The 16553-nt window shown below is 42.7% G+C and carries 16 protein-coding genes and 1 pseudogene; 7 read left to right on the top strand and 10 right to left on the bottom strand.

The features are described 5' to 3' along the window. The first annotated feature begins 155 nt into the window (after positions 1–155). Positions 156–1019: a TonB-dependent receptor domain-containing protein gene (locus ACST13_RS10980; RefSeq protein ID WP_459523244.1), complete on the top strand. Its 864-nt coding sequence runs from the start codon at positions 156–158 to the stop codon at positions 1017–1019. Positions 1020–1120: 101 nt separating this feature from the next. Here the strand turns inward: ACST13_RS10980 and ACST13_RS10975 are convergent. The 6 genes and pseudogenes from ACST13_RS10975 to ACST13_RS10950 form a co-directional block, all read right to left on the bottom strand. After that, positions 1121–1249, bottom strand: a pseudogene (locus ACST13_RS10975) (integrase core domain-containing protein); the annotation flags it as partial. A gap of 30 nt (positions 1250–1279) precedes the next feature. Continuing rightward, entirely contained in the window at positions 1280–1768 is a 489-nt protein-coding gene (locus tag ACST13_RS10970) for a transposase (RefSeq protein WP_459523243.1), read from the bottom strand. 26 nt (positions 1769–1794) lie between these two features. Then, entirely contained in the window at positions 1795–2745 is a 951-nt protein-coding gene (locus ACST13_RS10965; protein ID WP_459523242.1) for a sugar phosphate isomerase/epimerase family protein, read from the bottom strand. Beyond that, positions 2732–3511 (bottom strand): TonB-dependent receptor plug domain-containing protein, encoded by a 780-nt coding sequence (locus ACST13_RS10960; RefSeq protein ID WP_459523241.1) that lies wholly within the window; start codon positions 3509–3511, stop codon positions 2732–2734. Before ACST13_RS10960 ends, ACST13_RS10965 begins: the two co-directional genes overlap by 14 nt. After that, entirely contained in the window at positions 3508–4764 is a 1257-nt protein-coding gene (locus ACST13_RS10955; protein WP_459523240.1) for an AGE family epimerase/isomerase, read from the bottom strand. Before ACST13_RS10955 ends, ACST13_RS10960 begins: the two co-directional genes overlap by 4 nt. Beyond that, entirely contained in the window at positions 4745–5776 is a 1032-nt protein-coding gene (locus tag ACST13_RS10950; protein WP_459523239.1) for a bifunctional heptose 7-phosphate kinase/heptose 1-phosphate adenyltransferase, read from the bottom strand. The genes ACST13_RS10955 and ACST13_RS10950 overlap by 20 nt, the downstream gene beginning before the upstream one ends. A 17-nt stretch (positions 5777–5793) precedes the next feature. Here ACST13_RS10950 and glmM point away from each other — a divergent pair, with 17 nt between their 5' ends. Together glmM and ACST13_RS10940 are read left to right on the top strand one after the other, a co-directional pair. Beyond that, a complete protein-coding gene (glmM, locus tag ACST13_RS10945) occupies positions 5794–7182 on the top strand; it encodes a phosphoglucosamine mutase (protein WP_459523238.1) in 1389 nt (462 codons plus the stop codon). Then, on the top strand, positions 7183–8325 hold the full coding sequence (locus tag ACST13_RS10940; protein ID WP_459523237.1) for a cysteine desulfurase family protein: 1143 nt from the start codon (positions 7183–7185) through the stop codon (positions 8323–8325). On the opposite strand, the gene proS is transcribed toward ACST13_RS10940, so the two are convergent. Further along, positions 8322–9794, bottom strand: coding sequence for a proline--tRNA ligase (proS, locus tag ACST13_RS10935; RefSeq protein WP_459523236.1), 1473 nt, complete (start codon positions 9792–9794; stop codon positions 8322–8324). The two genes, ACST13_RS10940 and proS, sit on opposite strands and share 4 nt — an antisense overlap. A 118-nt stretch (positions 9795–9912) precedes the next feature. Between proS and ACST13_RS10930 the strand changes: the two genes are divergently transcribed. Next, positions 9913–10887, top strand: a complete 975-nt coding sequence (locus tag ACST13_RS10930) for a hypothetical protein (protein ID WP_459523235.1) — start codon at positions 9913–9915, stop codon at positions 10885–10887. Positions 10888–10896: 9 nt separating this feature from the next. Then, on the top strand, positions 10897–12450 hold the full coding sequence (locus ACST13_RS10925; protein WP_459523234.1) for a hypothetical protein: 1554 nt from the start codon (positions 10897–10899) through the stop codon (positions 12448–12450). Here the strand turns inward: ACST13_RS10925 and ACST13_RS10920 are convergent. The 3 genes from ACST13_RS10920 to ACST13_RS10910 are packed head-to-tail and all read right to left on the bottom strand — an operon-like array spanning position 12447 to position 14631. Further along, positions 12447–12965, bottom strand: a complete 519-nt coding sequence (locus ACST13_RS10920) for a shikimate kinase (protein WP_459523233.1) — start codon at positions 12963–12965, stop codon at positions 12447–12449. The two genes, ACST13_RS10925 and ACST13_RS10920, sit on opposite strands and share 4 nt — an antisense overlap. A 5-nt stretch (positions 12966–12970) precedes the next feature. Continuing rightward, positions 12971–14053: a BT_3928 family protein gene (locus ACST13_RS10915; protein WP_459523232.1), complete on the bottom strand. Its 1083-nt coding sequence runs from the start codon at positions 14051–14053 to the stop codon at positions 12971–12973. Continuing rightward, entirely contained in the window at positions 14053–14631 is a 579-nt protein-coding gene (locus ACST13_RS10910; protein WP_459523231.1) for a DUF1599 domain-containing protein, read from the bottom strand. The genes ACST13_RS10915 and ACST13_RS10910 overlap by 1 nt, the downstream gene beginning before the upstream one ends. Positions 14632–14781: 150 nt before the next feature. On the opposite strand from ACST13_RS10910, the gene folP reads away from it, so the two are divergent. Both folP and ACST13_RS10900 read left to right on the top strand, forming a co-directional pair. Continuing rightward, positions 14782–15576: a dihydropteroate synthase gene (gene folP / locus ACST13_RS10905; RefSeq protein WP_459523230.1), complete on the top strand. Its 795-nt coding sequence runs from the start codon at positions 14782–14784 to the stop codon at positions 15574–15576. Further along, on the top strand, positions 15554–16369 hold the full coding sequence (locus tag ACST13_RS10900; RefSeq protein ID WP_459523229.1) for an aminotransferase class IV: 816 nt from the start codon (positions 15554–15556) through the stop codon (positions 16367–16369). The genes folP and ACST13_RS10900 overlap by 23 nt, the downstream gene beginning before the upstream one ends. Positions 16370–16553: the final 184 nt, after the last annotated feature.

Raw genomic sequence — 16553 nt, 5'->3', positions numbered from 1 at the left:
CAAAGAAGATTGAACTATGAGAAAATAAAAACAGCCAAAGATTGCACAGAAAAAAAAGAAATTATACATTCACAAAAACACGAAACACTCCTTAAGGAAAAGTCCACTTTAGTTTGACGACGTACAGTATTAGGTATGAAAAAGGGGACAGTAAAATGAGTGGTACAATTGTTTACTATCCTGTAGATAAAATCCCCTTTGAACTAAAGCGAGATTTTGTACTATTAGGTACCTCGTTTAGTTATAAAGCAAGTGAGAACACAGAGTACTATGGAGGAATTTCTCAAACATATCGTCCAATGATTTTCAAAGACCTTATTCCTATAGAGGCATTTGAAAAAGTTGACCCTAATTTAAAGGATGCTAATGGATATAATCTAGAAATTGGAACAAGGGGTAATTTTAAATTCTTAAAATGGGATATAACAGCTTTCGCTTTGGAATATAATAACCGATTTGGCACTTTATTGCAAATAGAATCTAATTCGCAGGTTTATACTTATAGGACAAACACAGGAAACTCAATGACCAAAGGACTTGAAATTTTTTTACAAGGTAATTGGGATGTTTCAAAAAATAGTTCAATTACTTTTTTTACCTCTACCACATGGATGGATGGGAAATTCACTAGTGGGAATATAAAGTCAGGTACTAGCAACGTTAATATAGTAGGGAATAAAATTGAAAGTGTTCCAGACATTATTACAAGAAATGGAATCACACTACATCATACTAAATGGAGCTTAACCACATTATATAGTTATACTTCTGAAACATTTGCTGATGCATTAAATACAGTAAAACCATCAACGACTGGTGCAGTCGGTATAGTACCTGCTTATGGGTTACTAGACTTTAATTGCACTTACAAATTATCAAATCAATTGACTTTCAAAGGAAGTGTAAATAATCTAACCGACAAACAGTATTTTACCAAAAGACCGTTGTTTTATCCTGGAGTTGGAATATGGCCATCTGATGGTAGGAATTTTAGTTTTTCAATTATCCTAAAAATTTAATTTGAAAAGTTCCCCTGCAACTTTTCAGAAGTTCATCCCTTGAGTTTCCTGATAGTCAAATACTCAATCATCGCATTATAGTTGTGTAAGTACCCCCTTTTTCAGACAGTCAAAGCTGTAGACATTGGGTTATTAAGCACTTTTTCTTTCCATTCGATAGGAGTTAAATTTCCTAAAGATTCATGAGGTCTATTGTAATTATATTCTTCTATCCATTCTTGAGTTAGTTTTCTTACTTCGTTTTGTAAGTACCCCCTTTTTCAGACAGTCAAAACTGTAGACATTGGGTTATTAAGCACTTTTTCTTTCCATTCGATAGGAGTTAAATTTCCTAAAGATTCATGAGGTCTATTGTAATTATATTCATCTATCCATTCTTGAGTTAGTTTTCTTACTTCGTTTAGCTCAAAAAAAAGATAAGCATCAAGCACTGCTTCTCGGTAAAGACGATTGAATCTTTCGATAAAACCATTCTGCATTGGCTTTCCAGGTTGGATGAATTGCAGGTTGATTTCTTGGTCTTTACACCAAATCTCTAAATCCTTCGAAGTAAACTCTGGCCCATTATCTGAGCGAAGAATAGCCGGTTTCCCACGGTCTTCTATGATTCTTTCCAAAGTTCGTATAACTCGCTTAGCAGAAAGAGACGTGTCTATTTCTATTGCCAAAGCTTCTCTCGAGGAATGATTCGCCACATAATAAGCGTTTAAAGGTCCTGGTAGGTCAACAGAAATTTTAAAGGAGCTCATCGCAAGATGAGCTCCTTTTGTTTTTCCTACACCATCTTCTTCATCTTCTCCAGCCCCGTCTTAGCTACCTTCAACGGATCCTGTGTCCAAAGTTCCTTATTGAACAATTCTAGAGATAAGATGACCGGTTTTTCAGTCGGTTTTAAGCGTTTGATGATTTCTTTGATCGGTGCTTCGCCATCGCCCGCGTAGATGCGGTCTCCATCTGTTATCGTGGTTGGTTTGATGGAAGTGACGTAGTCGTTTACGTGGAAGACCTCGATCGAGTTTTCGCCTACAAGGTGGAGGCAGTCGATAGAAGATTCGCCCTTGTAAATGTGGAATACGTCTAATAAAAGTTTTGCGTTGGGTTGTCCGGCTTCGGCGGCGACGAATAGGACGTCAGCGACGCGGTTCAGATTTTTCGAGTGTCCCCACATTTCGAGCTGTGGTGTCACACCTGTGCTGACACCGATATCGAGGATGGCGCGGTAGCGTTCTGCTGCGCGGCGTAGGTCGAGGCCGGCTTCTTTCGTGGCGCCCATGGGAGGAGCGGCGGTGCGGAAGCAGCCTAGTTGTGCAAGCATATCCATCTCGCGTTTCATTTGTTCCAAACCTTGTTTGCGAGTCGCCTCATCATCCACAATCCATTGGGCGAAGCCGATGGCGTTTTGAATCTTAATCCCTAAATCATCGATACGCTTCTTTGCTTCTAAAAGCGTTCCGCCGGATTTCAAATAAGCTTCTAAAGTAGGAACCCAAATTTCACAATGTTGATAGCCGGCCGCGGAGGCGACTTCGAGTTCTTTGATGAGACCGAGCTTTTGGCCCATAATCGTACTCATATTTAACGAGAACTCGAATTTAGGGGATTTCGCAACGGAAGCAACGGGAGCAACGGAAGCAACAGATGCAGCCGAGGCAGATGAAGGTAGCAAAGCAGCACCAGCAGCCGTTCCAGAGGCGATTAATAAATCGCGGCGACTAATTTTTGTCATAGGTATTAGAGGATAAAATCGTTTTCAAGGTGGCAAGATCGCCTGATTTTTTCAATTGTTTGTAGGCCTCTCCCCAGGTCCATAAAATGAGAGGGATTTCCTGGTCGCCTAAATCGACAGTAGCGCTGGCGCTTGTACCTTTTTTGGTCTTAATTAAAATCACCCCATTCGCACCCCTAACTCCATAGATAGCCGTTTGAGAAGGATCTTTTAATACATTAACACTCTCGATGTCATTCGGATTAATGGAATTGATATTTCCCATAAATGGGACGTCATCAATCACATAAAGCGGGCTATTATTATTAATGGAGCCTATTCCCCGTATTCTGACCATCGTTCCACCTCCCGGAGAATTATCGTTACCCACCGTGACGCCTGACACTTGACCTTGAAGCTTTTGGTTTACCGAAGCGACATTTACCTGACTCAGGCGATCTGAGGTGACCGTATTTTTGTCTGTGTTTTTAGGGAGTTTTTTGAAGTTAATCGGGTGAATCTGCAAGCTGATGCCCGCCACGCCTTTCAGATCCTCGCCTGTAACGAGCTCAATGTGGTCTATGAAATTCAAAGGAACAATGGAGGTCTCTCTAAATTCTGGCTGACTAGCCGAAGCGGGTTCATATAGTTGAACGAAAAGCGTGTCGTTACGAAGGGTAAATTGTTGCTTCGGGTTCTCGAAATGTTTTTTGAGGAGGTCAAAAAAGGAATTTTTTTGGCCCAGTAAAACAAAAGGAAAAAACAGGAGGATTAGTAGATTTTTCATAGATTTATTTCGCCTAGCTTCTCATACGAGAGAATCATCGAACGAACGTTATGGTAGTTAATTTTCCAATTCGTAGCCATGTGACGCCAAATCGGTTCCCCTTCGCGGGTCATCAGCGGCCACCATTCACCGGTGTTTCGGTTAATCATCTTGTCGAATACGAAGCGATGTACCTGTTCGTAAGCCTTCAGGAACTTTTCATCTTTCGTTACTAAATACGCATCCAGCATTCCGATCAGCATTTCGGCATTTTGCCAAAATTCCTTTTCCAGATCCGTAGGACCACCACCATGAGATCCCTCCACATACACGCCGCCATATTCCCAGTCGATGCCATTATCCATGGAATGATAGAAGGCCTTCTTGATATTACCTAAATAAGGCGTCGCATCTATCTTTCCCACCTTCAGCGCATGCATCAAAAGCCAACCAAATTCCGAGTTATGACCATAGGAGGTATTGTCTATGGCAGAGGCTTTTTGGCCTCCATCCTGAAAACGATCCCAGCCCCACACAATATCAAATTTAATCTGCGGCGCCACACTCCAGTCCGCCCAAAACTGCGGAATCCCCGTCCCCGTCGTCGGATCCATAATTTTATATATCAAAATATCAATCGACTCCTTCAGTTTTCTGCGGTGAATATCCTTGCCACTCGCTTCATACAAGGTGGTAAAGGCTTCCATTAAATGCATGTGTACATCCAGCGTCTTGCGATCCCCACCCGGAGCACCCGGTCCCATCATCGACCAATCTTCTGCAAAGAATTCCCAGTAACCGCCGTAATGGGTGTCCACCGCATATTTTTGGAGTAAATCAAAGACCTTCTCCGCATATTCCAAACCTACCGGATCCCCCGTCGCCAGGGTATATTCACTCAGCGAATAGATCGCAAAGCTGTGTCCATAACCAATCTTCTGTTTATTCGTCGCTTCCCCCGCCCGGTTCACCATCCAATAGAATCCACCATGCTCCGCGTCCCACATCTTGTCGAGTAAAAACCGAACACCATGCGCCGCCATTTCCTTCATCACGTCCCCACCAAAACCATGCCTGTACGCCTGCGAATACGTAAATACGGAACGTGTCATCGCGATCAATGATTTTTCATCGTTACCCGAATCTTCCCCAAACTCATCGAAATGCGTAATATATCCGCCCTGTTTTTGATCCACCGTCCGCTGAATCCAGAAGGGTAACAACGCCCCCTCCGTATATTCCTTGATTTCCGATCTAAGCGATTGAATGTCCATGATATAATTGTCTGATGGCGTCCGGACTCGCTGAGCCGGTTTCGCCGATTTGATGAATACTTAAATGTACGGCCAAAGAGGCAAATTCACAGGCCTCCTGCACCGAAGCACCCGCTGCTCTTGCCGCAGAAAATCCTGCCACCACCATATCACCGGCTCCCACGGTATCGATTGGGCCTTTTACTTGAAATGCAGGCTGATGGTAAAATTCGTCCTGGCTCGCATAGATTATGCCTTTTTCGCCTAAGGTCACTAGCACCGCTTGTTTTCTAGTCGCCGCCCAGGATTGAATGTTCTCTTTCGTGGCGGGTTTTTGGTGAATATGGATGAACTCTGCCTCGTTCACTTTTAAGGGTAAGTGTTTAGCATGACTGCCTAAGGAACGCAAATCGGCTAAAGCATTTTTTAAGTATAAGTTCTCGATGTGCTGTGCTTGCAAAAGTGGCCTACCAAATTGCTCATTGATAATGAACCAGTCAAAGTTCTTAGCTTCCAGAGCCTTGATTAACTCGCTCGTTTGATCCTGAAAGTTCGGTGACCTCGTCCCAAAATCAATTCGATTTTGCTCCACTATTCCACTCATCGGTTTGGTATACGTAGGAGTATCGATCGCGATTTGCATTATGTTCGTTGCATCGATACCTAGGGCCGCCATCTGATGCGCCATCTCTCGACCGAAAAGGTCATTTCCGCGCACCCCGAAGGCTGAAACTTGGGCACCTAAAATGGCTAGATTTTTCGCCACATTCCCGGCACCACCTAAATAGGCTCTTGGCTGAGAGGCTAAATGAACTTCTTTAGTGGTTTCGATGGAAAATTCCCCTGTGGAGGTTTGAATATCAAAATAGAAGTCCAAAGCAAAATCCCCCAACACCGCTATACGCAGCTGGAGGATTCGAGCTAATAGGGTCTCCAATCTTTCCGAGTTCATCTCCATGTGATGTTGAATAGGTTTAGCGAAATTTTCATCGAAAAATAGGGATATTTTCTTTAATTTTGAACATCTATTCATACTAATTCTTTTTTGTTTTGGCATTAATCAAATCAATCTCTGGCATACGTGGTACCATCGGTGGAAAACCGGGTGAAGGTTTAAGTCCTCTGGACGTCGTTACCTTCGCTGCGGCTTATGGCACCTGGCTAAAAAAAGTGGGGCACCCATCAAATTCGATCGTATTAGGTCGCGATGCGCGTATTTCTGGCGAGATGGTTAGTTCCCTCGTGGCTAATACCTTAATCGGTTTAGGTTGGGATGTGTTAGACATCGGTCTTTCCACGACTCCCACGGTAGAATTAGCGGTGCCTTGGACGAAAGCAGCAGGTGGAATTATCATCACCGCTAGCCACAATCCGGCGCAATGGAATGCCTTGAAATTATTGAATGATCGCGGGGAATTCATCTCAGATCAGGATGGAAAAGACTTATTGACTATTGCAGAAAATCAAGATTTTGATTTCGCGGACGTGATGAAATTGGGTCAATTGACGCAAGATGATAGTTTTTTACAGCAGCATGTGGATCACGTGTTAGGCTTGACTTGGGTCGATCAACCCGTGATCGCGAAGGCGAACTTCCGTATCTTAGTGGATGCGGTGAATTCGACCGGAGGAATCGTGGTTCCGATGTTATTGAAAGCTTTAGGAGTGCAACACGTGGACGTGATTTTTGGAGAAGCGACGGGTCATTTTGGCCATAATCCAGAACCGCTTCCGGAGAATTTGACAGAGATGATCTCCAAAATGAAGGGAGGGAACTATGATTTAGGTATCGTGGTGGATCCGGACGTGGATCGCCTTTGTTTTGTTTCGGAAGATGGAACGCCATTTGGTGAAGAATATACGCTAGTGGCAGTGGCGGATTACGTGCTTTCTGTGAAGCCCGGTAATACCGTTTCTAATCTTTCCTCTACGCGTGCTTTAGCCGATGTAACGCGCAAGGCGGGTGGCGAATATTTCGCGGCTGCGGTAGGAGAGGTGAATGTGGTGACTCAGATGAAAGCGGTAAACGCGATTATCGGTGGTGAAGGAAATGGAGGCGTAATCTTCCCAGAATCGCATTATGGACGTGATTCCCTAGTGGGAATCGGCTTGTTCTTGACACATTTGGCAAACAAAGGCATGAAAGCGTCTGAATTACGTGCGAGCTATCCGGCCTATGTGATTTCCAAAAACAAAATCGAATTATCCGCTGACCTGAACGTCGATTTAATTCTCGCGACGGTGGCAGAAAAATATAAGAAGGAGAAAGTTAACACGATTGATGGCGTGAAAATTGATTTCCCAGATTGCTGGGTTCATTTACGCAAATCGAATACGGAACCGATCATTCGAATTTACGCGGAGGCATCTTCGGAGGCTGAAGCAGATACACTTGCACAACAAATTATACAGGTGATCACTGAGATCGCTAAAGGGTAGATGGCAGAAAAAACACCGATATACTTAGACAATGCGGCGACCACTCCGGTGGATCCGGCGGTTTGGGCTGAAATGCAGCCTTACTTCGAGAATTTCACCGCGAATCCGTCATCTATACACTCCCACGGTCGTCAAGCGAAAGTGGCGGTAGAAAAAGCGCGCAAAACTATTGCGACTATTTTAAATGCGTCCCCTTCGGAGATTTTCTTTACTTCTGGAGGAACGGAAGCAGATAATACCGTCTTGCAATCGGCGGTTTTACACGGTGGATGTAAGGTCATTATCACCTCGCTGGTAGAGCACCACGCAGTAATACATACGGCGGAGGCTTGGGCGAAATTGGGTTTGGCAGAATTGAAATTAGTTCGCGTGAGTCCTGAGGGCTCGATTGATTTAGCTCATTTGGAGGAATTATTAGCTTCTTCTGATAAGGCCATAGTGAGTTTAATGCACGGTAATAATGAAATCGGCAATTTATTGGATTTACACGCGGTGGGAGACCTTTGCGAGCAATATGATGCTTTATTTCATTCAGATACGGTCCAAACCATGGGCCACTACAAGCACGATGCGTCTGCCTTGAAAGTGCATTTTATGGTGGGTGCCGCTCACAAGTTTCACGGACCCAAGGGCGTCGGTTTCTTATATGCGAAAGCAGGATCTAAATTCAGTCCATTAATGCACGGAGGCGCACAAGAGCGCAACCAGCGTGGTGGAACGGAGAATGTATATGGGATGATTGGTATTGCCAAAGCTTTGGAAATGGCCTATGCTTCCATGGATGAGCACGAAGCCTACATCAAAGGTCTGAAAGCCTATTTCATCGAAGGATTACAAAAACAATTTCCCGGCATTTCCTTTAATGGAGCCTCTGGAGATGTAGAAAATAGTTTGTATACGGTGCTTAATGTACGTTTTCCATCGGTGGCCGATGGAGACATGCTCTTATTTCAATTAGATATCGAGAAGATTTCGGCTTCAGGTGGTAGCGCCTGTTCCAGCGGTACGTCAGTAGGATCTCATGTGTTAATGGCCTTGAATCCGACAGCGACGGGTGCTGCTGTACGTTTCTCTTTTAGCAAAAATAATACCCGAACGGAGATCGATCGGGTATTAGAGGTCTTGAAAAAAATCGTAGCCTAATAGGCACGAGCAAAAATAACTCTGCGGCTGGAAGGTGCTCCCGTTAGGATGCATTTTCCAGCGTCCTCTTTAGCATCAAGAGGAATGCAGCGAATAGTCGCCTTTGTTAAATCTTTGATTTTCTCTTCGGTCTCCGATGTGCCATCCCAATGCGCTGAAAGGAATCCACCGTCTTCGATTTTAGCCATAAACTCGTCCCAGCTATTCACTTCGAAGGTATTCGCAGCTCTGAAATCGAAGGCTTTTTGATAGATGTTACGTTGGATGTCTTCCAAAGTGTCCACAATCACGTCTTCAATTCCTTCAAACGGCATACTCGTCTTCTCTCTCGTATCACGACGGGCTAATTCAATCGTGCCATTTTCCATATCCCTATTTCCAATGGCTAATCGAACAGGAACACCCTTCAATTCGTATTCAGCGAATTTAAATCCAGGACTCTGGTTTTCTGTGAAATCAAATTTCACGGAAACACCTCGTTTTTTCAAAGCTTTCACTAAAGGATTAATGCGCGCTTTGATATTTTCTAATTGCTCGTCTCCTTTAAAGATCGGTACGATTACTACTTGAATCGGAGCTAATTTAGGAGGCAAGACTAAACCTTGGTCATCCGAATGAGCCATAATCAGGGCACCTACTAAACGGGTAGAAACACCCCATGATGTTCCCCACACATAATCCAATTGATTCTCCTTATTAACGAATTTAACGTCGAAGGCTTTGGCGAAGTTTTGGCCCAAAAAGTGGGATGTTCCCGCCTGAAGCGCTTTTCCATCTTGCATCATGGCTTCGATGCAATAGGTTTCATCCGCTCCTGCAAAACGCTCGTTCGCCGTTTTAATACCTTTCAATACCGGCATCGCCATGAAAGTCTCTGCGAATTCCGCATATACCTCTAACATCTGCTCGGTTTCTTCAATCGCTTCTTGTTTCGTCGCGTGCGCCGTATGGCCTTCTTGCCACAAAAATTCTGCCGTACGCAAGAATAAACGCGTACGCATTTCCCATCTTACTACGTTTGCCCATTGATTGATCAATAAAGGCAAATCACGGTAGGATTGAATCCAGTTTTTATAAGACGACCAAATCACCGTTTCCGACGTTGGTCTCACAATTAATTCTTCTTCCAATTTTGCGTCCGGATCGACGATAACTCCACCACCATTCGGATCATTTTTTAGTCGGTAGTGTGTTACTACCGCACATTCTTTGGCAAAACCCTCTACGTGTGACGCCTCCTTCGAAAGGAAAGATTTAGGGATGAAAAGGGGGAAATAGGCATTCGAGTGGCCTGTTTCTTTGAACATGTCATCTAAGGCACGTTGCATTTTCTCCCAAATGGAATAGCCATATGGTTTAATGATCATACAGCCTCTCACAGCTGAATTTTCAGCTAGATCTGCTCTCTTGACTAATTCGTTATACCACTCAGAATAATTGTCAGCGCGGCTCGGTAGGGATTTACTCATAAATATTGTTAAAATCGTAATATAGTATCCGTTTTTTCGTTTACTTTACGTTTGAAAAATGGAACGTTACAAAGATACGTTTTGTTATGCTTTTATTTGACATCATCCGCTAAAAACCATGAAAAATCAATCCTTTGCTTATTTACTGCTTGTAGGATTTGGAATCCTCACCAGTTGCGTGAATGTGACTACTAATTCATACGTCACAGATGATTTATATGATCAGGCGAATCGTAGTGTTCAGGTGGCTAAAGTTCAGGCAGCTAAAGCCGCTAAAGATAAGAAATACCTAGATTTTCAAGACTTAGACGAATCTGATGTGGAAGTCATCGAAGAAGAGGATGGTTTAGCTCAACAATCGAATATTCGCATTAATCCTAATTTATATCAATCTGCCTACCAGCAAGGACTTACAGATGGTTTATTTAATAGCCCCTATGTAGGTTATGGCTATCGATATACTCCTTTTAATTATTTTAATCCGTCTTTTTCTTATTTTGGAAATCCGTTTAGGACGTTTGGAATTGGTATAGGGATATCTGCTCTTAATCCATATTCATTTTATAGCCCATTTAACGATCCTTTTAATCCGTTTTTTGATCCTTTCTACAGTCCTTTCTATCGAAATTTTAACAGTCCTTTTTATAGTCCATTCGGCTTCAACTCTTTCTATAATAACTATAATTATTATGGACCAGGAGGCAATTATACAGGATATAGTGGTCAATACCAGACGAATGATTTAAGAGAGAAGAAGAATTTTGGTCCGCGTGACGATCGTTCTAACAACCGTAATTCGGGCGGAAATTATACCAATTCCCCTCGTGGCGGAAACAATTCCTATAACACACAGGGAAATAATTTACCTCGGGTAAATACGCAACAAAACGCTAGTTCGGGTTCAAGTGCTCAGCCTTATGTGGCTCCGCGTCGTAATTCGAATTACGAATACCGCGCGGCTCCTTCTGATGGAGGTGGTGTGCAACGTGGTAATTCGACATCAACATCTACGCCTTCCTACAGTAGTCCTAGCTCCGGCGGAGGTTCAAGTTCCGGTGGTAGCGGTGGTGGTTCTAGTCGCGGTCCTCGTTAATTTACGATCATGAAAAAAGCTCTTTTCTTATTTTTCAGCGTGTTTGCGCTGAGCGAGGCTATGGCCCAAATCTATACCTATCCAGGTTTAGCCAAGCAGTTTACTACAAGCTATTCCGTGGGTACGGCTCGCATGCAAGCTTTAGGAGGTTCTCATAGTGCCATAGGGGCAGACTTGAGTTCCATTTCAGGTAATCCAGCCGGATTAGGTTTTTACACGCGTTCAGAGGTAAATATTAGCTTCGCTTCCACTAATGTACAGACTAAATCGTCCTATTTATCTACTTCAGATGAAGCGTTAGATAGTGAAATACAAATGCCTACTTTAGGTATGGTGATTTCAAGTACTAATTTGAGTGGAGGTGATTGGCATGGGTCATTTGGTTTTGGCTATTCGCGTCAGGCAATTTTTATTCAACCCATTCAAGTTTCAGGTACAAATAACCGAAGTTCTTTATTGGATAGCTTTATCGAAAAAGCAAACGATAAAGGGGCGACAGGTGCTAGTTTAGATGAAGAATATGATTCCTATGCTGGTACAGCGTCTTCAGCTGAAGCTTTGGCCTACCAATCCTATTTAATCAATCCTAATTCCGTGACAGGCGGAGCACCATTTGAACGTTTTCAGCCTTTATTACCTACGGATCAATATGGCGCCGCAACTAATACGGGAGCTTTAACATCCTGGGATTTTGCTTATGGAGCCTCATATCAAGACAAATTTTATTTAGGTGCTGCTTTGCACTTTTCTAGAATTAATTCGAGTTCATCTACAACATGGGAAGACGAGTTCCTGGGTGCAAAAAATGTGGCAGGTTTTCAATATGCGGAGACACTATTAACAAACGGTTCCGGCATTGCGCTGAGCTTAGGTGGCATTTATAAAGTAAATTCATCCCTTCGTCTTTCGTTAGCTTTCAAAAGCCCTACCTATTACGACCAAATGAACGAGACCTATAATGCGCGTTTATTTCCGAATGTGATTGGCATTCCTGCCATCGGTTCGACTGGTAATCCGATAACGATCACTAAAGTGAATCCAATTCGATTAACGACGAATGAATTTACCTACCAATTTTTAAGCCCGTTGAAGGTTTCAGGTGGTCTTGCTTTTTTCTTCTCCAAGAAGGGATTTATTACGGCAGATCTTGAATATGTGGGATATGGTTCCATGAAGGTGTCATCCACTGAATTAGGTGGATCTGCTAACCAGTCTTTTCAGACGAAGTATAACGGCCAAATTTCCCGCAATTTCGAAGGGGCTTTGAATGTGAAAGTAGGGTCAGAAATCCGCGTCACACCGTCCATTAGTCTACGTGGAGGTGTGGCCATGTTTGGGAGTGGTTATGCGCAAAGCTATGATTCGATTGATCGCAATGCATTCCAGTTTTCTGGAGGCATCGGATACCGAAAAACGAATTTTTATATCGATTTAACTGCGATACGCCGGACGCAAAAAGATGCCTACACCCCGTATACGCTAAAAAACACAGCTGATTTTAGTTCCGCTACCTTGGATTTAACTTCTACGCAATTTATGTTAGGCGGAGGGGTTTATTTCTAGACAGGTAAGTATTGGTCTAATAGCCAAAGCAATTGGCTCACCGTGATTTCTCCGTCTACTTGGACATCAGCTTGCTGGTAAAAAGAGAGACGTTCCTTGAAGGTTTTTTTGATGGAGGCGATGACGACTTCTTCGCTTTGGGACTTATCCAATAAAGGACGATTATTTCCCTGTGCTTTGTATAATCGTTTCGCAAGATCGTTCACATCTACATTTAAAAAGACGCTCACACCATTTTCTTTAATGAAGTCCATATTATCATTAAAGCACGGTACGCCGCCTCCAGTCGCGATGACCATCGATTGATCGGGCTGAAAACCTCTCAGCGTCTTTTTTTCTATTTCACGGAAATGTGCCTCACCTAAATTAGAGAAAATCTCAGACACAGTCTTTTGTTCACGGGTTTCAATCAATTTATCCATGTCCATAAAGGAGTACCCAATATTCTTAGCTAATTCTTTTCCCAAAGTACTTTTACCCGAGGACGGCATTCCTACTAAATAGATATTCTTCATTCTTTTTATTCTAGGCTTTGTTGAATTTCATCCGCTGAGGGTAGGGCAAAGGAAGACCACTTTCCTTTCACCGTTCCATCCTTTATTAGCCACAATCCGGGGCTAGAGCGAATAATGGTTTTTAATATTTTGGTATCTGCAGAAAGCGCAGGAAACCCTAATTGGTATTTATGACGTAAGGCGTTTACCTCCGCATCCGGGGAGGCAGAAACTAGCCAAACGGTGATATTTTTTAAACCTTTAGTTAGCTGCTCTATTTCTGGTAATGCCTCCTCATTCATGTGATGAATATTAGGTATAATCACCATCAATTTAGCCCCTTTAAAGCTCTCTTGTGTGTAATTAGTCGTATCACCCTCTGCCCACAATTGGTAGTCTGTAATGAGCGGTTTGGCCTCCTTTTCGTTGATGGCTGTCATCGAAATGAATTGTGCCGTCGTATCCGTAGGCATTTCATTCAATTCCGTTTCGACTCCATTAATCTTGTAGACATAGGAGAATTTCAATGGCTCCCGTTCCTTCATATTCGTGGGAATGTGATCTCCAATTGCGTAAGGTAAGCCATCGCTAATAGGTAGGTGGAAATAGCAGAATATGCCTAAGGCAATACTGATGATGGCTGTTATTGTCACCCATTTGCCTGTTTTTTTGTCTTTCGGTTTCTTTGTTAGCAATAAAATTAGGGTCAGAATAATTAAGAATATATCTTTTCCAAATGACGTCCAGGGCGTTAATTTGATTGTTTCGCCAAAGCATCCACAATCAGTTACTTTATTAAAATAGGCTGAATAGAAAGTTAGGAATCCGAAGAAAGCTAATAAGACTAAGAAGGCATAAAGCGTCTGTTTCAATCGGTAATTCAAGGCTAAAGCTACCGCCAATACGATTTCTAAGCTACTTAGAAGTATAGATAGAATGAGCCCATACGGAATCCAGAATTGCCAAAATCCGGCCATAAATGCAAAGTCCACCGAGAATACCTCGAAGTATTCTTCTAGCTTTAGCTGGGTTCCGATCGGGTCATTCAATTTAATGAGACCTGAAAAGATGAAAATACCTACCAATAAAAACTTTGCGATTTTGGTCATTATTGTTGTTGCTGCTGTTGTTGTTCGCCCTTCAAAGTGATTAAACAGAAGACGGCATAATTCAACATATCTTGGTAATTAGCCTCCACACCCTCAGAAACGAGTGTTACACCATCATTATTTTCAATTTGCTTGGTGCGGAAAATCTTCATCAAAATTAAATCCGTCATACTGCTAATGCGCATATCGCGCCATGCCTCACCGTAATCGTGGTTTTTATTGCGTAATAATTCCAAGGTGATTTCCACTTGTTGATCGTAAAAGCCGCCTAATTCTTCCGGAGCGAATTCCATTTGATCCGAATTTTCTAAGGATTTTTGAATTAAAGCAATGATGCAATAATTAATAATCCCAATGAACTCCCCTTCGATTCCATCCGCGATTTTTTGTGCTCCTTTTTCTTGGATGCTGCGAATGCGTTGTGCTTTGATGAAGATTTGGTCGGTTAAGCTAGATAGTCGTAAAATTCTCCATGAAGTACCGTAATCTTTGTTTTTTTTATCAAACAAGGCTTTGCAGTATGAAATTACTTGGCGATATTCGATTTCGGTTTGGGAAGGCGTTGAGTCCCTATTCATAGATACAGTTTTTAGACGATGCTCACGTTTTTATAGCCTACAAAATTATTTAAATTATCCTAAAATTCACTCGATTTGGACGCTCTTTTTTCCACAAGTCAAACAATCCGTTTAAATGGGCAATTGCTTGATTTTTCTGAGCCCCAAATCATGGGTATATTAAACATCACCCCAGATTCATTTTACGAAGGAAGTCGCTTTACTTCTATTGAATTAGCTTTAGAGCAGGCATCCTCCATGATCGCTTCTGGTGCAGTGATTTTGGATATTGGTGGTCATTCGACAAGACCCGGAGCAGCTCCGGTTAGCCCACAAGAGGAAATTGATCGGGTTTGCCCGATTATTTCTGCCATTGCGTCGGCTTTTCCTGCTGTTATAATCTCCGTAGATACGTATCGGGTGGCGGTGGCGAAAGCGGCTATAGCCGCTGGGGCTCACTTATTTAATGACATTGGTGCCGGTCAAATGGACGGAGGCGTCTTCGATTACATCGTCGAAAATCAAGTCCCTTATATTCTGAGTCATAGCGTGGGACGTTTCGAAAACGTTCACGAGGTCCCAGATTATCAAAATGTGGTAGCAGAAGTAGTACATAATTTATTGCCAAAAGTCCAGGAGCTACGCTCCCGCGGTTTCAAGGATTTGATCGTGGACCCAGGTTTTGGTTTTTCTAAATCTCTGGAGCATAATTATAAACTTTTAGCTCACCTGCGGTCTTTCAAATTATTAGGGGCGCCCATCTTAGCGGGATTGTCTCGCAAGACGATGATTTGGAAAGAATTAGCAATTACTGCTGATGAAGCCTTAAATGGAAGTACCGTTTTGCATACCGTAGCCTTGTTGCAGGGAGCATCGATTTTACGCGTGCACGATGTGAAGGAGGCCAAAGAAACAATTCATTTAGTTCAAAAATTACAACAAAATGGCATATCCCATTTATTATAAAGGTACTTGGCAGGATCCTGAGCAGGTGACTATATCTGTAAAGGATGTCGGTTTCTTGCGCGGCTTTGGCATCTTTGATTTCTTCCGCATCATGGATGGGAAACCCATCTTTATGTTTGATCATTTGGATCGCTTTTTGAGTTCGGCGGTTAAAATGGGTTTGAATCATAGCTATTCTAAAGAATCACTAGCTACTTTAATTAATGAGATCGCAGCTCAATCCGTCGACCCTTGCCTGGGAGTTAAACTGGTTTTAACAGCCGGTTTCAGTTTGAATGGATTCGATCCGGTAGGCGAATCTGAATTATATATTTTCCTAGGTATTTTCTCCTTCGCGGAGCCTACCGACGGGTTGCGTTTAATGAGTCGCGAATACAATCGTGAAATGGCGGATATCAAATCGCTGAATTATGCTTTCGCTTTACGTGAAATGCCTGCGGTTCGTGCAGCAGGTGGCGATGATTTGATCTATTATACCCCTGAATTTGGCGTTTCAGAGTCCTCACGCTCTAATTTGTTTTATGTCAAAGACGGTGTGATTCACACGCCATCAGACCATATTTTAGAAGGAATTACCAGGAAGAAGGTGATTGAATTAGCTTCCTCTGTTTACGAAGTTCGTGTGGGTGTTTGTTCTTTAGCAGATTTCATGAACGCGGATGAGGTTTTCACTACCGGAAGTACGAAGCGGGTCTTACCTATTTATTCCATTGATGGAAAACAGATAGGAGATGGGAAGAGGGGGAAGGTGACGGAGAGGTTGTATGGGATGTTGTTAGGCTCAGAAGCCTAATAAAGTATAAAGAATAGAGCATAAAGCACAAAGTCGGAATCCTCTACGAGGATGAATTGGCACCATCTCGTAAAGTGTGTAAGTAGAAATATTTAGGGTTTCGACCTTGATAATTTTTTTTTACTTTTAAACACTAAATAAAATGGAAGTGGAATTACCCGATTCATTAACCGATGCTTTCTTA

The organism is Aquirufa sp. A-Brett2-W8 (assembly GCF_054558755.1).
The sequence above is the reverse complement of the archived record's forward strand: the minus strand, read 5'-3'. Positions and strand labels throughout refer to the sequence as shown.

Excerpts from the sequence above, each read along its gene's own strand:
- ACST13_RS10960 (WP_459523241.1), bottom strand. The coding sequence starts at position 3,511 with ATGAAAAATCTACTAATCCTCCTGTTTTTTCCTTTTGTTTTACTGGGC.
- ACST13_RS10910 (WP_459523231.1), bottom strand. The coding sequence starts at position 14,631 with ATGAATAGGGACTCAACGCCTTCCCAAACCGAAATCGAATATCGCCAA.
- ACST13_RS10950 (WP_459523239.1), bottom strand. The coding sequence starts at position 5,776 with ATGAATAGATGTTCAAAATTAAAGAAAATATCCCTATTTTTCGATGAA.
- ACST13_RS10980 (WP_459523244.1), top strand. The coding sequence starts at position 156 with ATGAGTGGTACAATTGTTTACTATCCTGTAGATAAAATCCCCTTTGAA.
- ACST13_RS10940 (WP_459523237.1), top strand. The coding sequence starts at position 7,183 with ATGGCAGAAAAAACACCGATATACTTAGACAATGCGGCGACCACTCCG.
- ACST13_RS10900 (WP_459523229.1), top strand. The coding sequence starts at position 15,554 with ATGGCATATCCCATTTATTATAAAGGTACTTGGCAGGATCCTGAGCAG.
- ACST13_RS10955 (WP_459523240.1), bottom strand. The coding sequence starts at position 4,764 with ATGGACATTCAATCGCTTAGATCGGAAATCAAGGAATATACGGAGGGG.
- ACST13_RS10925 (WP_459523234.1), top strand. The coding sequence starts at position 10,897 with ATGAAAAAAGCTCTTTTCTTATTTTTCAGCGTGTTTGCGCTGAGCGAG.
- proS (WP_459523236.1), bottom strand. The coding sequence starts at position 9,794 with ATGAGTAAATCCCTACCGAGCCGCGCTGACAATTATTCTGAGTGGTAT.
- ACST13_RS10930 (WP_459523235.1), top strand. The coding sequence starts at position 9,913 with ATGAAAAATCAATCCTTTGCTTATTTACTGCTTGTAGGATTTGGAATC.
- ACST13_RS10965 (WP_459523242.1), bottom strand. The coding sequence starts at position 2,745 with ATGACAAAAATTAGTCGCCGCGATTTATTAATCGCCTCTGGAACGGCT.
- ACST13_RS10915 (WP_459523232.1), bottom strand. The coding sequence starts at position 14,053 with ATGACCAAAATCGCAAAGTTTTTATTGGTAGGTATTTTCATCTTTTCA.
- ACST13_RS10920 (WP_459523233.1), bottom strand. The coding sequence starts at position 12,965 with ATGAAGAATATCTATTTAGTAGGAATGCCGTCCTCGGGTAAAAGTACT.
- folP (WP_459523230.1), top strand. The coding sequence starts at position 14,782 with ATGGGTATATTAAACATCACCCCAGATTCATTTTACGAAGGAAGTCGC.
- ACST13_RS10970 (WP_459523243.1), bottom strand. The coding sequence starts at position 1,768 with ATGAGCTCCTTTAAAATTTCTGTTGACCTACCAGGACCTTTAAACGCT.